14 protein-coding genes are annotated in these 14,465 nt (G+C 68.1%); 12 read left to right on the top strand and 2 right to left on the bottom strand.

The features are described 5' to 3' along the window. Window positions 1–61 precede the first annotated feature (61 nt). The 3 genes from pptH to truB are packed head-to-tail and all read left to right on the top strand — an operon-like array spanning window position 62 to window position 2,576. The gene (gene pptH / locus AC5Y6Y_RS15410; protein ID WP_463826959.1) at window positions 62–1,021 is read left to right on the top strand and encodes an ACP phosphodiesterase PptH; all 960 of its coding nucleotides are present in this window, start codon (window positions 62–64) and stop codon (window positions 1,019–1,021) included. Further along, window positions 1,018–1,698 carry a 4'-phosphopantetheinyl transferase PptT gene (gene pptT, locus AC5Y6Y_RS15405; RefSeq protein ID WP_463826958.1) on the top strand — a complete coding sequence of 227 codons (681 nt, stop codon included), beginning with the start codon at window positions 1,018–1,020 and terminating at the stop codon, window positions 1,696–1,698. The genes pptH and pptT overlap by 4 nt, the downstream gene beginning before the upstream one ends. Further along, a complete protein-coding gene (gene truB, locus AC5Y6Y_RS15400; protein WP_473139932.1) occupies window positions 1,695–2,576 on the top strand; it encodes a tRNA pseudouridine(55) synthase TruB in 882 nt (293 codons plus the stop codon). The genes pptT and truB overlap by 4 nt, the downstream gene beginning before the upstream one ends. Window positions 2,577–2,631: 55 nt before the next feature. On the opposite strand, the gene mntR is transcribed toward truB, so the two are convergent. Beyond that, entirely contained in the window at window positions 2,632–3,321 is a 690-nt protein-coding gene (gene mntR / locus AC5Y6Y_RS15395) for a manganese-binding transcriptional regulator MntR (protein WP_463826956.1), read from the bottom strand. 83 nt (window positions 3,322–3,404) lie between these two features. On the opposite strand from mntR, the gene AC5Y6Y_RS15390 reads away from it, so the two are divergent. From AC5Y6Y_RS15390 to AC5Y6Y_RS15365, 6 genes are all read left to right on the top strand, one after another. Further along, a complete protein-coding gene (locus tag AC5Y6Y_RS15390) occupies window positions 3,405–4,373 on the top strand; it encodes a bifunctional riboflavin kinase/FAD synthetase (protein WP_463826955.1) in 969 nt (322 codons plus the stop codon). A gap of 154 nt (window positions 4,374–4,527) precedes the next feature. Further along, complete coding sequence (gene rpsO, locus AC5Y6Y_RS15385) at window positions 4,528–4,797, top strand: 30S ribosomal protein S15 (RefSeq protein ID WP_065161293.1); 270 nt, start codon at window positions 4,528–4,530, stop codon at window positions 4,795–4,797. Between the two features lie 47 nt (window positions 4,798–4,844). Next, complete coding sequence (gene lppU, locus AC5Y6Y_RS15380; protein WP_473139997.1) at window positions 4,845–5,333, top strand: LppU family putative lipoprotein; 489 nt, start codon at window positions 4,845–4,847, stop codon at window positions 5,331–5,333. Window positions 5,334–5,646: 313 nt separating this feature from the next. Continuing rightward, window positions 5,647–7,899, top strand: a complete 2,253-nt coding sequence (locus tag AC5Y6Y_RS15375) for a polyribonucleotide nucleotidyltransferase (protein WP_473139931.1) — start codon at window positions 5,647–5,649, stop codon at window positions 7,897–7,899. Further along, window positions 7,896–9,212 carry a M16 family metallopeptidase gene (locus AC5Y6Y_RS15370; protein WP_463827173.1) on the top strand — a complete coding sequence of 439 codons (1,317 nt, stop codon included), beginning with the start codon at window positions 7,896–7,898 and terminating at the stop codon, window positions 9,210–9,212. Before AC5Y6Y_RS15375 ends, AC5Y6Y_RS15370 begins: the two co-directional genes overlap by 4 nt. Window positions 9,213–9,216: 4 nt before the next feature. Continuing rightward, window positions 9,217–10,245 carry a nitronate monooxygenase gene (locus AC5Y6Y_RS15365; protein WP_463826953.1) on the top strand — a complete coding sequence of 343 codons (1,029 nt, stop codon included), beginning with the start codon at window positions 9,217–9,219 and terminating at the stop codon, window positions 10,243–10,245. Here the strand turns inward: AC5Y6Y_RS15365 and ald are convergent. Then, window positions 10,233–11,366, bottom strand: a complete 1,134-nt coding sequence (gene ald, locus AC5Y6Y_RS15360) for an alanine dehydrogenase (RefSeq protein WP_463826952.1) — start codon at window positions 11,364–11,366, stop codon at window positions 10,233–10,235. The genes AC5Y6Y_RS15365 and ald overlap by 13 nt on opposite strands. Before the next feature lie 88 nt (window positions 11,367–11,454). On the opposite strand from ald, the gene AC5Y6Y_RS15355 reads away from it, so the two are divergent. The 3 genes from AC5Y6Y_RS15355 (at window position 11,455) to AC5Y6Y_RS15345 (ending at window position 14,465) form a co-directional block, all read left to right on the top strand. Next, window positions 11,455–11,916, top strand: a complete 462-nt coding sequence (locus tag AC5Y6Y_RS15355) for an SRPBCC family protein (protein WP_473139930.1) — start codon at window positions 11,455–11,457, stop codon at window positions 11,914–11,916. Window positions 11,917–11,987: 71 nt separating this feature from the next. Then, window positions 11,988–12,905 (top strand): metal-dependent hydrolase, encoded by a 918-nt coding sequence (locus AC5Y6Y_RS15350; RefSeq protein WP_463826950.1) that lies wholly within the window; start codon window positions 11,988–11,990, stop codon window positions 12,903–12,905. Between the two features lie 3 nt (window positions 12,906–12,908). Beyond that, window positions 12,909–14,465, top strand: coding sequence for an SDR family NAD(P)-dependent oxidoreductase (locus tag AC5Y6Y_RS15345; protein ID WP_473139929.1), 1,557 nt, complete (start codon window positions 12,909–12,911; stop codon window positions 14,463–14,465).

Raw genomic sequence — 14,465 nt, 5'->3', positions numbered from 1 at the left:
AGCCTCTGCGCGGTCACAGGGAAACGAGCACACCGACCGCGGGTCGCTAGGCTGGTTAATCGTGGCAGGACACGAATCGACCGGACAGCCGACGCTGTGGGCTGTCTCGGACCTGCACACCGGGCATCTGGGCAACAAGCCGGTCACCGAGTCGCTGCATCCGTCGTCGCCGGATGACTGGCTGATCGTCTGTGGCGACGTCGCCGAACGCACCGACGAAATCCGCTGGGCGCTGGACTTGCTGCGCCGCCGCTTCGCGAAGGTCATCTGGGTGCCCGGCAACCACGAGTTGTGGACCACCAACCGCGATCCGATGCAGATCTTCGGGCGCGACCGCTACGACTACCTGGTCAATATGTGCGACGAGATGGGTGTCGTCACCCCCGAGCACCCCTTCCCGGTCTGGACCGAGCGGGGCGGCCCGGCCACCATCGTGCCGATGTTCCTGCTCTACGACTACAGCTTCCTGCCGGCCGGAGCCGCCACCAAAGCCGAGGGCATGGCCATCGCCAAAGAGCGCAACGTGGTGTGCACCGACGAATTCCTGCTGTCGTCCGAGCCGTACGCCACCCGCGACGCGTGGTGTCGCGACCGGGTCGCCAAGACCCGGGCCCGCCTCGAACAGCTGGACTGGATGCAGCCGACCGTGCTGGTGAACCATTTCCCGCTGGTGCGCAACCCCTGCGACGCGCTGTTCTACCCGGAGTTCTCGCTGTGGTGCGGCACCACCAAGACTGCGGACTGGCACACCCGCTACAACGCGGTGTGTTCGGTGTACGGGCACCTGCACATTCCGCGGACGACCTGGTATGACGATGTGCGCTTCGAAGAGGTGTCGGTCGGCTACCCGCGGGAGTGGCGGCGCCGCAAGCCCTACAGCTGGCTGCGTCAGGTGCTGCCGGACCCGCAGTACGCGCCGGGGTACCTGAACGACTTCGGCGGCCACTTCGTCATCACTCCGGAAATGAAGGCGCAGGCCACCCAGTTCCGGGAAAAGTTGCGGCAACGGCAAAACCGGTGACGGCGCGCACACTGGTGTCGACGTTGTTGCCCGGCACCCTGGTCGACGACATGGGTTACGCCGAGTTGTATTCCGACCCGCCCGGGCTGGTGCCGTTGCCCGAGGAGGAGCCGCTGATCGCCAAGTCGGTGGCCAAGCGGCGCAACGAATTCATCACCGTGCGGCACTGCGCGCGGATCGCGCTCGACGAACTCGGGGTAGCGCCGGTGCCAATCCTCAAGGGCGACAAGGGCGAACCCTGCTGGCCCGACGGTGTGGTCGGCAGCCTGACACACTGCACCGGATACCGCGGCGCCGTCGTCGGCCGCAGCGAGGCGGTGCGTTCGGTGGGCATCGACGCCGAACCCCACGACGTGCTGCCCAATGGTGTGCTGGACGCGATCAGCCTGCCCGCCGAACGCACCGAGCTGCCGCTGGCGCTGCCGTCCGCGCTGCACTGGGATCGAATCCTGTTCTGCGCCAAGGAGGCAACGTACAAGGCGTGGTTCCCGCTGACCAAGCGGTGGCTGGGGTTCGAAGACGCGCACATCACCTTCTCGGCGGACACCGAGTCCAGCGGGCGGTTCGTCTCCCGCATTTTGATCGACCCGGCCGCGCTGTCGGGCCCACCGCTGACGACGCTGGCCGGACGCTGGTCGGTGGCAAATGGCTTGGTGCTGACCGCGATCGTGTTATGAGCGAGGCCGGTCTGGCGATCGTCGACAAACCGGAAGGCATGACGAGCCACGACGTGGTGGGCCGGTGCCGGCGGATCTTCGGCACCCGCCGGGTGGGTCATGCCGGCACGCTGGATCCGATGGCCACCGGCGTGCTGGTGCTCGGAATCGAGCGGGCCACCAAAATTCTGGGCCTGTTGACCATGACCTCCAAGTCGTATGCCGCGACCATCCGGCTCGGGCAGACCACCTCCACTGAGGACGCCGAAGGTGAACTGCTGCAATCGGTTCCGGCTTCGCACCTCACCGATGAGACGATCGAGGCGGCGCTGGCCCCGCTGCGCGGTGACATCGAGCAGATACCGTCGGCGGTCAGCGCGATCAAGATCGGTGGCCGGCGGGCGTACCAATTGGCCCGCGCGGGGGAGGCGGTGCACCTGCAGGCCCGACCGGTGCGCATCGACCGCTTCGAGGTGCTGGCCACCCGACGCGGAGTGGACCTGCTGGATCTCGACGTTGAGGTGGACTGCTCGTCGGGCACCTACATCCGCGCGCTGGCCCGCGACCTGGGTGAGGCGCTGGGCGTCGGTGGTCATCTGACGTCGTTGCGGCGCACCCGCGTCGGCCGCTTCGACCTGAGCCAGGCCGTGTCGCTCGAGGAACTGGCCGAGCGGCCGCGGCTGAGTCTCAGCCTGGACCAGGCCTGCCTGCTGATGTTCCCGCGCCGCGACCTCACCGCCGAGGAGGCTGTGGCCACCAGCCACGGCCGCGCCCTGGCGCCGGCCGGAATCGACGGTGTCTACGCGGCCACCGACGCCGACGGGCGGGTAATTGCGCTGCTGCGCGACGAGGGTTCGCGGACCCGGTCCGCAGTGGTGCTCCGCCCGGCGACCCTGTGAGGCAGCCGGCCGTGCGCAGATGAGGAAGTACGGCGCCGAAAGCGCCGGTCAGCGGCTAAGCCACCACCCAGATCGCGCACGCGGCCGGACTGCCCAGATCCACCGTCGTCGCACCGTCCTCCGATTCGACCGCCACCGAGACCATCCCGGCGAACTCCCGGCGGGTCAGCACCCGCAGCCGTGAGTCCAGGTTGATCCCCACGCTGTCGAAATATCGCAGCATCTCCGGGTCGGCGTCGGAAATCCGGGCCACTGTGCCGGTGTCGCCGTCGCCGCACGCCCACAGTTGCCGAGCCGGCGGTGTCGGGACCTGCCCGTCGGTGGCCGGGATCGGATCGCCGTGCGGATCGCGCTGGGGGAAGCCCAGCTTGGCGTCGATGCGGGCCATCAACCGGTCCGACACCGCGTGCTCGAGTACCTCGGCCTCGTCGTGTACCTCGTCCCAGCCGTAGCCGAGCTCGTTGACCAGGAAGGTCTCCAGTAGCCGGTGCCGGCGCACCATGGCCAGCGCCGCGCGGCGGCCGGACTCGGTCAGCGTCACCGCGCCGTACTTCGCGTGGTCGACCAGGCCCTGCTCAGCGAGCTTTCGAATGGACTCCGAAGCCGTGCTGGCCGACACCCCGAGCTTCTCGGCGAGCAACTTGGTGCTCACCTTTTCCCGAGACCACTCTTGAGTTGTCCAGATGACTTTCAAATAGTCCTGGGCAACCGCGGTGAGTCCACCAGGCTCTTCGTCGGCCCTCACAAACACGAATCTTAGGCAATGCACGCCTAAACGGTTGTCCCGAGATTGCCGGGACGCTAAGCGGGACGATTAGGCTTGCGCTCGTGCAGCGGTGGCGTGGCCAGGACGAGATCCCCACAGACTGGGGCCGATGCGTGCTGACCATCGGAGTTTTCGACGGCGTGCATCGGGGACATGCGGAGTTGATTGCGCACGCGGTCAAGGCTTCCCGGGCGCGCGGGGTGCCCTCGGTGCTGATGACGTTCGACCCGCATCCGATGGAAGTCGTGCACCCCGGCAGTCACCCCGCCCAGCTGACCACGCTGACCCGCCGCGCCGAACTCGTCGAGGAACTGGGCATCGACGTCTTCCTGGTGATGCCGTTCACCACCGACTTCATGAAGCTCACCCCCGAGCGTTACGTGCACGAGTTGCTGGTGGAGAACCTGCACGTGGTGGAGGTCGTGGTCGGGGAGAACTTCACCTTCGGCAAGAAGGCGGCCGGCAACGTGGAGACGCTGCGCCGGGCCGGCGAGCGGTTCGGCTTCGCGGTGGAGTCGATGTCGCTGCTGTCCGAGCACCACAGCAACGAGACCGTGACGTTCTCGTCGACATACATCCGCTCCTGCGTGGACGCCGGGGACATGGCGGCGGCCACCGAAGCGCTGGGGCGTCCGCACCGCGTCGAGGGCGTGGTGGTGCGCGGATACGGGCGCGGGGTCGAGTTGGGATATCCCACCGCCAATGTGGCGCCGCCGATGCACTCGGCGATCCCGGCCGACGGCGTATATGCGGCGTGGTTCACCGTGCTCGGGCACGGACCGGCCACCGGCACCGTCGTCCCCGGTGAGCGCTACCAGGCAGCAGTGTCGGTCGGCACCAATCCGACCTTCTCCGGGCGTACCCGCACCGTCGAGGCATTCGTCCTGGACGCCAAGGCTGACCTGTACGGGCAGCATGTGGCATTGGATTTCGTCACCCGCATCCGCGGTCAGCAGAAATTCGATTCGGCCGAAGATCTGGTCGCCGAGATCGGCAATGACACCGACCGCACCCGCAAACTGCTGAGCTAGTGGCGGCCCGCCGCGCCCGGCTGCGCCGCGCCTGCGACCGCAGGATTGCATGGTGGCGGCCCGCCGCTGTTAAACTGCCCGACGGCATGCGCTGCGGTTCGCGGTGGCCGTGCCCGTTGACTCTGATCGCGGACCTATTGATGGAGATGTTTTCGTGGCGCTTACCGCCGAGCAGAAGAAAGAAATTCTGAATTCCTACGGTCTGCATGAGACCGACACCGGGTCGCCGGAGGCGCAGATCGCGCTGCTGACCAAGCGGATCGCGGATCTGACCGAACACCTGAAGGTGCACAAGCACGACCACCACTCGCGGCGCGGGTTGCTGCTGCTGGTGGGTCGGCGCAAGCGGCTGGTCAAGTACCTGACCCAGGTCGACGTGGAGCGTTACCGTTCGCTGATCGAACGGCTGGGTCTGCGCCGCTGATCCGTGGCGCCGTGCGCGCCGCGAGCACCGGGTTGGTCCTGGTCTCGATGGTGACGGCATCAGCGGGGTGTGCGGGGCAGGCCAGCGGGCCCGGTCTCGGCGACATCAAAGTGGGGGATTGTCTCAAGCTCGGCGGCACGGCCGACCGACCGCAGGCGGCCAGAGCTACGTGCGGCAGCCCCGAGTCCAACTTCAAAGTCGCCGCGCTGGCCACCGCAGGGGCGAAGTGCCCCGCCGACGTCGACTCGTCCTACACGACGCACAACGCGATCAGCGGCACCGACAACACTCTGTGTCTAGACATCGACTGGGTGATCGGCGGATGCATGAGTGTGGACCCGCACCACGTCGCGGACCCGTTCCGGGTCGACTGCAACGACGGCGCTGCACCGCACCGTCAGCGAGCTACGCAGATCCTCACCGATCTCGACCCTCCGGTCAGCGTGGACCAATGCGCCAGCGGCCTGGGTTACACCTATGCGCAGCGGCGCTTCGCTGTGTGCGTGGAAAATGTCACCGCCGGAGTGCCGAAATAGAAGTTGCGCCCTCGGGTCTGCGCCGATCCGGGGAGTTAGCCAGTGTAGAGTGAGGGCGTTCTGGGCCGGTTCGGCCCGAGCAACCTGGTGCGGCTCACGCATATCCGCGGGCGCCGTTCCAGCGAGTCACTGCAAGTTCGAGGGACCCGGCCTGAATCGGGCGGTCTTCGGTAGTGGCTGCCGGGCTCCCCGGATCTGGGACAGGTCGGCCGCTTCGATCGATGGCCGTAGCCGCATCCGGGCTCGTGACCGCCCTCTGGATTCCGCGTGACGACGCGAAACAGCTGAATAACCAGAGAGGCCGCACTGACGTATGTCTGCGACTGAAATTGAAGAAGGCGTGTTCGAATCCACCGCCACCATCGACAACGGGAGCTTCGGCACCCGCACCGTGCGTTTCGAGACCGGCAGGTTGGCCCTGCAGGCCGCCGGCGCCGTCGTCGCCTACCTCGACGACGAGAACATGCTGCTGTCGGCGACCACCGCCAGCAAGAACCCCAAAGAGCACTTTGACTTCTTCCCGTTGACGGTCGACGTCGAAGAGCGCATGTACGCTGCGGGCCGCATTCCCGGCTCGTTCTTCCGGCGTGAGGGCCGGCCGTCCACCGACGCGATCCTGACCTGCCGGCTCATCGACCGGCCGCTGCGCCCGTCGTTCATCGACGGGCTGCGCAACGAGATCCAGGTGGTGGTGACCATCCTGAGCCTGGACCCCAACGACCTGTACGACGTGGTGGCGATCAACGCCGCGTCAGCCTCCACCCAGCTCAGCGGGCTGCCGTTCTCCGGCCCCATCGGCGGCGTGCGGGTGGCGCTCATCGACGGCCAGTGGGTGGCCTTCCCGACCGTCGAGCTACTCGAGCGGGCGGTGTTCGACATGGTGGTCGCCGGTCGCATAGTCGGCGAAGCTGACGACAAAGACGTGGCGATCATGATGGTGGAAGCCGAGGCCACCGAGAAGGTCATCGAGCTCGTCGAAGGCGGCGCGCAGGCGCCGACCGAGACGATCGTGGCCGAAGGTCTGGAAGCGGCCAAGCCGTTCATCGCCGCGCTGTGCACCGCGCAGCAGGAACTCGCCGACGCGGCCGCGAAGCCGACCAGCGAGTACCCGACGTTCCCCGCTTACGAGGAGGACGTGTACTACTCGGTGTCCTCGGTGGCCACCGACGAGCTGGCCAAGGCGCTGACCATCGGCGGCAAGGCCGAGCGCGACGCCCGCACCGACGAGCTCAAGGCCGAGGTCCTCGAGCGGCTGGCCGGCACCTACGAAGGCCGGGAAAAAGAGGTCAGCGCCGCGTTCCGGTCGCTGACCAAGAAGCTGGTCCGCCAGCGCATCCTGACCGACCACTTCCGCATCGACGGCCGCGGCGTCACCGACATCCGCGCGCTGTCCGCCGAGGTCGCAGTGGTGCCGCGGGCACACGGCAGTGCGCTGTTCGAGCGGGGCGAGACCCAGATCCTCGGCGTGACCACCCTGGACATGGTCAAGATGGCCCAGCAGATCGACTCGCTGGGACCCGAGACATCCAAGCGGTACATGCACCACTACAACTTCCCGCCGTTCTCCACCGGCGAGACCGGCCGGGTCGGGTCGCCCAAGCGGCGCGAGATCGGGCACGGCGCGCTGGCTGAGCGGGCGCTGATCCCGGTGCTGCCCAGTGTCGAAGAGTTCCCGTACGCGATCCGTCAGGTGTCCGAAGCGCTCGGCTCCAACGGGTCGACCTCGATGGGGTCGGTGTGCGCGTCGACGCTGGCGCTGCTCAACGCCGGTGTGCCGCTGAAGGCGCCGGTGGCCGGCATCGCGATGGGCCTGGTCTCCGACGACGTCGACGGCGAACGTCGCTTCGTGACGCTGACCGACATCCTGGGCGCCGAGGACGCATTCGGCGACATGGACTTCAAGTGCGCCGGCACCAAGGACTTCGTCACCGCACTGCAGCTGGACACCAAGCTGGACGGGATCCCGTCCCAGGTGCTCGCCGGCGCCTTGGCCCAGGCCAAAGACGCCCGCGTGACGATCCTCGAGGTCATGGCCGAAGCCATCGACCGGCCCGACGAGATGAGCCCGTACGCCCCCCGGGTCACCACCATCAAGGTGCCGGTAGACAAGATCGGCGAGGTCATCGGGCCCAAAGGCAAGGTCATCAACGCGATCACCGAGGAGACCGGCGCGCAGATCTCCATCGAGGACGACGGCACCGTGTTCGTCGGCGCCACCGACGGCCCGTCGGCGCAGGCCGCGATCGACCGAATCAACGCGATCGCCAACCCGCAGCTGCCGACCGTGGGCGAGCGGTTCCTCGGAACCGTGGTCAAGACCACCGATTTCGGTGCGTTCGTGTCGTTGCTGCCCGGTCGTGACGGCCTGGTGCACATCTCCAAGCTGGGCCGGGGCAAGCGCATCGCGAAAGTCGAGGACGTGGTCAACGTCGGAGACAAGCTGCGGGTGGAGATCGCCGACATCGACAAGCGGGGCAAGATCTCGCTGGTCCTGGTCGCTGAGGACGGCGCGGCCGCGGCACCCGCTGACGCTGCGCCGGCGGATGCCGCGCCGGTCAGCAGCTGACGCTGCGGGTGGCACGAAACGCTGAACGGTCGCCGGGGGTGCGTCGTAGCACCTTGCCGGGCGGGCTGCGGGTGGTCACCGAGTATCTACCCGCGGTCCGGTCCGCCTCCGTCGGCGTCTGGGTCGGGGTCGGCTCGCGCGACGAGGGCGCCACGGTGGCCGGGGCCGCGCACTTCCTGGAGCATCTACTGTTCAAGTCCACCCCGACCCGCACCGCGGTGGACATCGCGCAGGCGATGGATGCCGTCGGCGGTGAGCTCAACGCCTTCACCTCCAAAGAGCACACCTGCTATTACGCCCATGTGCTGGACACCGACCTGACGCTGGCGGTCGACCTGGTCGCCGACGTGGTACTCAACGGCCGGTGCGCCGCCGACGACGTCGAACTGGAACGCGACGTCGTGCTCGAGGAGATCGCGATGCGCGACGACGACCCCGAGGACGCGCTGGCCGACATGTTCATGACGGCATTGTTCGGTGACCATCCGGTGGGCCGTCCGGTGATCGGCAGCGCGCAATCGGTGTCGGCGATGACCCGGTCGCAGTTGCACTCGTTCCATCTGCGGCGTTACACCCCGGAGCGGATGGTGATCGCGGTGGCCGGCAACGTCGACCACGCCGAGGTAGTCGGCTTGGCGCGCCGGCACTTCGGGCCACGGCTGGTGCGCGGCCGGGGGCCGGTGGCGCCGCGCCGGGGTGCCGGCCGGGTGAGCGGCCGGCCCGGCCTGGTGCTGGGCAGCCGCGACGCCGAACAGACCCACGTCTCGCTGGGTGTGCGCACGCCGGGCCGGGGGTGGGAGCACCGCTGGGCGCTGTCGGTGTTGCACACCGCGCTGGGCGGCGGGCTGAGCTCGCGGTTGTTCCAGGAGGTGCGCGAGGCCCGCGGGCTGGCCTACTCGGTCTATTCCGCGCTGGACCTGTTCGCCGACAGCGGGGCGCTGTCGGTGTATGCGGCCTGCCTGCCGGAACGGTTCGCCGATGTCATGAAGGTCACTACCGCGGTGCTGGAATCTGTTGCGCGGGATGGGATCACCGAGGCGGAGTGCCGGATCGCCAAGGGTTCCATGCGCGGTGGACTGGTCCTGGGGCTGGAGGATTCGGGCTCGCGGATGAGTCGCATCGGCCGCAGCGAACTGAATTACGGCGCGCACCGCAATATTGCGCACACGCTGCGGCAAATCGACAAAGTCACCGTTGACGAAGTCAACGAGGTGGCGCGGCGGCTGCTGAACAAACCGTTCGGAGCGGCTGTGCTCGGCCCGCATAAGTCGAAACGATCGCTGCCGCAACAACTTCGAGCGGTGGTAGGTTAGCCCGATGGTACTGGGTTTCTGGGACATCGCAGCGCCCATCGTGGGTGCGCCGATGGCGGGTGGCCCGGGAACGCCGGCGCTGGCGGCGGCGGTGTCCAATGCGGGCGGCCTCGGCATGGTCGCCGGTGGCTACCTCAGTGCGGACCAGTTCGCCGCGGACATCTCCGCAGCGCGCGCCGCGACCACCGGTCCGATCGGGGCCAACCTGTTCGTGCCCCAACCGAGCGTCGCCGACTGGGCGGCGCTGGAGTACTACGCCGAAGATCTCGAAGAGGTCGCCGACCACTACCGCGTGGACGTGGGTCGGCCCGTGCACGGCGACGACGACGACTGGGACCGCAAACTCGAAGTGATCGCCGACGTGCGCCCGGAGCTGGTGTCGTTCACCTTCGGCGCTCCGCCACCGGACGTGATCCGCCGGTTCAGTGCGCTGGGACTGCTGGTGTCGGTCACGGTGACCTCGGTGTACGAGGCGGGGGTAGCCGTTGCCGCCGGCGCGGACAACCTGGTGGTCCAGGGGCCCGCCGCGGGCGGGCACCGCGGCACGTTCGCGCCGGACATGGAACCCGGTTCCGAGTCGCTGCACCAGCTGTTGGAGCAGATCGGCGCCGCGCACGAGGTGCCGTTGATCGCCGCGGGTGGGTTGGGCACCGTGGAAGACATCGCCGCGGCGTTGCGCCGGGGCGCGGTGGCCGCTCAGGTCGGCACCGCGCTGCTGCTGGCCGACGAAGCCGGCACCCATCCCGCTTACCGTGTCGCACTGAAGAATCCGTTGTTCGACGCCACCGTCGTCACCCGCGCGTTCTCCGGTCGCTACGCCCGGGGGTTGGCCAACAACTTCACCCGGTTGCTCGATCACGTGGCGCCGCTGGGCTATCCCGAGGTCAATCAGATGACCAAGCCGATCCGCGCGGCGGCGATCCAGGAAGAGGATCCGCACGGCACCAACCTGTGGGCGGGGGAGGCCTACCGGGAAGTGCAGCCCGGCCCGGCCGGCGACATCGTCACCGCGCTGGCGCCCTACGTGCGCTGATCGTCGCGGGCCAGCAAACCGGAGGGGTCGGTGTAGGGCAGGTCCAGGTCGTCGGCCACATGGTCGGCCAGCAGGGCGCCCGCGTGCGTCGAAAGCCCTTTGGCGAGCGCCGGATCCGAGCGGCACGCCGCATGCCAGCCCAGGTCGGCAATCTTGAGCACGTAGGGCATCGTCGCGTTCGTCAACGCATAGGTCGACGTCTTGGGCACCGCGCTGGGCATGTTGGCCACGCAGTAGAACAGCGTCTCGTGCACGGCGAATGTCGGCTCGTCGTGGGTCGTGGGCCGCGAATCCTCGAAGCAACCACCCTGGTCGATCGAGATGTCGACCAGCACCGCTCCCGGCTTCATCTGCGCCACAAGCGAATTGGGGATCAAGCTGGGCGCCTTCGCGCCGGGCACCAGCACTGCGCCGATCACCAGGTCGGCACGTTTGACCGCCCCCACCAACTCGTAGGTCGATGAGTAGCGGGTGCCGATGCGGCCGGCGAACTCCGCATCAAGCAGCCGAAGCTTGCCCAGACTGACGTCCAGGACCATGACCGACGCGCCCATACCGCAGGCGACCCGGGCGGCGTTGTACCCAGCGGTGCCGCCGCCGATCACCACGATGTCTGCCGGCTTCACTCCCGGCACCCCGCCCATCAACGCGCCGCGGCCGCCCTGCGTCCGCATCAGGTGGTAGGCGCCGACCTGCGCCGAAAGCCGGCCCGCGACCTCACTCATCGGGGCCAGCAACGGCAGGGCGCCGTCGGCGGTCTGCACGGTCTCGTAGGCGATCGACGTCGTGCCGGCCTTCAACAACGCGTCGGTGCACGAGCGCGATGCGGCCAGGTGCAGGTAGGTGAAAAGGGTCTGATCCGCGCGCAGGTGACCGTACTCGGCCGGCAACGGTTCCTTGACCTTGAGCACCAGGTCCGCTTCGGCCCACACCTGCGCGGCGGTGTCGGCGAGTTGTGCACCCGCCGCCGTGAATTTCTCGTCGGAGATCGCCGAACCTTCCCCGGCGCCGGTCTGGACCAGGACCTCGTGGCCGCGCTGGGTCAACGCCGCGACCCCGGCCGGGGTGATAGCCACCCGGAATTCGTTGTTCTTGGTCTCGGTCGGAACTCCGACTCGCATGATCGCCTCCTGCCGAGCCTGGTGTGGGTACTTCATTGTTCCCGACAACGCCGGCGGACGCCGACCGGGCGCTGGTTAAGATCAGCGGATGACTGCCCCCTCCGCGACCGCCACCGTGCAGATCAACGCCACCCCGGACGAGGTGTACGGCCTGCTCACCGACCTGTCGACGCTGGCCGCGCTGGCCGAGGAAACGGTCGAGATGGAGTTGCGCAAGGGCGACGGGATCAGCAAGGGCGCGGTGTTCGTCGGGCACAACGAGAACAGCGGCAAGCGCTGGGCCACCAAGTGCACCGTCACCGACGCCGAGCCCGGACACCTGTTCGCCTTCGACGTGCGGCACACGGTCATTCCCATCGCCCGCTGGCAGTACGAGCTGGTCCCGACCGGCGGCGGGTGCCGTGTGACGGAAAGTACCTGGGACCGGCGGCCGGGCTGGTTCCGCAAGATCGCCGGCCTCGCCACCGGGGTATCCGACCGGGCCGCGGAGAACACCAAAAACATCGAGTTGACGCTGCAGCGGCTCAAGCAGCGGGCCGAAAAAAGGTAGTACCGCGGGTATCGCATACTGTGCTCTCGTGGCTAGACTGATCCGGGAAAAGCCGAGGCGAGGGGGCCTTGATGAGCACAGTCGACGACAGGGCAGTGGGTCCGCACTCGACGGATTCGACCGCCGCCGACCACGAACGACTGGTCCTCGAAGCACGCAACGTCGAGTTCGACTGGACGGAGCTGCCGTTTCACTACGTGCCCAATGAGCCGATGGCCACCCATGTGCTCAATGTCCTGCACCTGCTGCTGCCGGCCGGGGAAGAGTTCTTCGTCGAGGTCTTCAAGAAGACCTTGCCGCTGATCCGCGACGACCAACTGCGGCTGGACATCCAGGGATTCATCGGCCAGGAGGCCATGCACTCCCAGGCGCACTCCGGCGTGCTCGCCCATTTCGACGCCCAGGGCATCGACCTCACACCGTTCACCAACCAGATCCGCTGGCTGTTCCAGCGGCTGCTCGGCGAACGGTCCTACCGGAGCGAACGGCGGCGGCATTCCTGGCTGCTCGAGCAGGTGGCGATGATCGCCGCGGTGGAGCACTACACCGCCGTCCTGGGCGAGTGGGTGCTCGATTCGCCTGCACTCGACGCCGCCGGCGCCGATCCGGTGATGTTGGACATGCTGCGCTGGCACGGTGCCGAGGAAGTCGAGCACAAAGCCGTGGCTTTCGACACCATGAAGCACCTGCGGTCCGGGTACTGGCGGCAGGTACGCGCCCAGCTGGTGGTCGCGCCGGTGTTGCTGCTGTTGTGGATCCGCGGCGTGCGGTTCATGTTCTCAGTCGACCCGTGCGTGCCACCGGGCACCCGGGCGCGCTGGCGGGACTACCTGAAGGCCGCGCGTCGCGGACTGGTGCCGGGACCGCTACCGCTGATCCGGGCGGTCGGCTCGTACTACCGTCCGGGCTTCCATCCGTCGGAACTGGGCGGGCTGGAGCGTGCCGTCGAATATCTTGCGGTGTCGCCGGCGGCCCGCGCCTCGCACTGACCGATGAGCATTGTCGCCGCGTCCGACGGGGTCCCCCTGGCGGTTCACCGGTACAGCGAATTCGACCCGGGACGCCCGTCCGTGCTGGCCGTGCACGGTTATCCCGACAACCACCGGATCTGGGACGGCGTGGCCGAAAAGCTGGTGCCGCGGTACAACGTCGCTGCCTACGATGTGCGTGGTGCCGGCGAATCAGGTTGTCCGGCAAGCAGATCCGGGTACGCGCTGGAACAGTTGGTGACCGACCTGGACTCGGTGATCGACAGCCTCGGTGTCGGGCAGGTGCACCTGCTCGCGCACGACTGGGGATCGGTTCAGGGTTGGGCCGCGGTCAGCGACCGGCGTCTGGCACGCAAGATCGCCTCGTTCACCTCGATATCGGGGCCGCACCTACCGGCTGCCGGCCGGTTTCTCAGATCGGTGCGCACACCGCGGTCCGCCGCCGAGGTTGCCGGGCAGGTGATGTCCTCGGGGTACCTGGGACTGCTGCTGTGCCCGCGGGTACCGGAGTTGGCGTTCCGTTCCGGGCTCGGCGTGAAAGTCGTTGAGGCTGCGGAGCGTATCGGCCAGACGAGCACCCTGAGCCGGCGCGTCCGCCCGCCGCGTGCGATCGGCGACTACGTCAACGGGCTGAGTCTCTACCGGGAGAACCTGCCCGGACCGCTGGTGTCGCCGGGCGACGGACTGCCGGAAATCGAGGTCGCCGTCCAGGTGCTGGTACCGGGAAAGGACGTTTTCATCAAGCCGCCCCTGCAGCGGTACATCGGTGCGATTCCGCAGGGCGGCAGGGTGATTCCGATTCAAGGCGGCCACTGGGTGGTCACCTCGCGGCCCGATGTCGTGGCCCGACTGACGGGCGAGTGGATCGACCAGGCGGTGGAGGGTGACTCGCCGCGCGGCGCCTCAGTGGTCCGCGGCGGCCCGCGGGAGGTGCGCGGCAAACTGGCATTGGTCACCGGGGCGGGCGCGGGCCTCGGCCGGGCCGCTGCGGTGGAGTTGGCGCGCCACGGTGCCCGCGCGGTGGTGATCGTCGATCCAGACCTGGCCGCTGCCAATGAGACTGCAGACGCCGTCCGCGCGGCGTGTGCTGCGGTTGCGGTACACCGGGTCGACAGCACCGACGACGACGCGATCAACGACCTCGCCGCACGAGTGCGCGACGAGCACGGGGTGATCGACATCCTGGTGAATAACGCCGAAATCGGCAGGGCGGGCTGGTGGGGAACCAGCCGGGCGTTCGGTGCCCAGATGGTTGAACGCGGCGAGGGCGGCACGATCATCAATGTCGCCGCGGACGCGGCATACCTGCCCTCGACATCCATCAGCCCCAGCACCACCACGGCTGCGGTGCTGAACGACAGCAAATCCCTGCGCGCCGAATTCGCTGAGGAGGGCATCACCGTCACAGTCGTCCGCCTGGGCACCGCCAGCGCCGACATTGCCAAGAGCGCCAAGGCAATTGTCAAGGCCGTCCGGACCGGTGCGCCGGTGGTGCCCGTCGCCGCCGAGTCCAGACTCGGTCACGCGATGCGCCGCATCAGCGTCAGAACGCAGAAATAG

Source organism: Mycobacterium sp. NGS24 (assembly GCF_059813065.1).
Note: the sequence above shows the minus strand (reverse complement) of the source record. Positions and strands in the feature narration are given on the sequence as shown.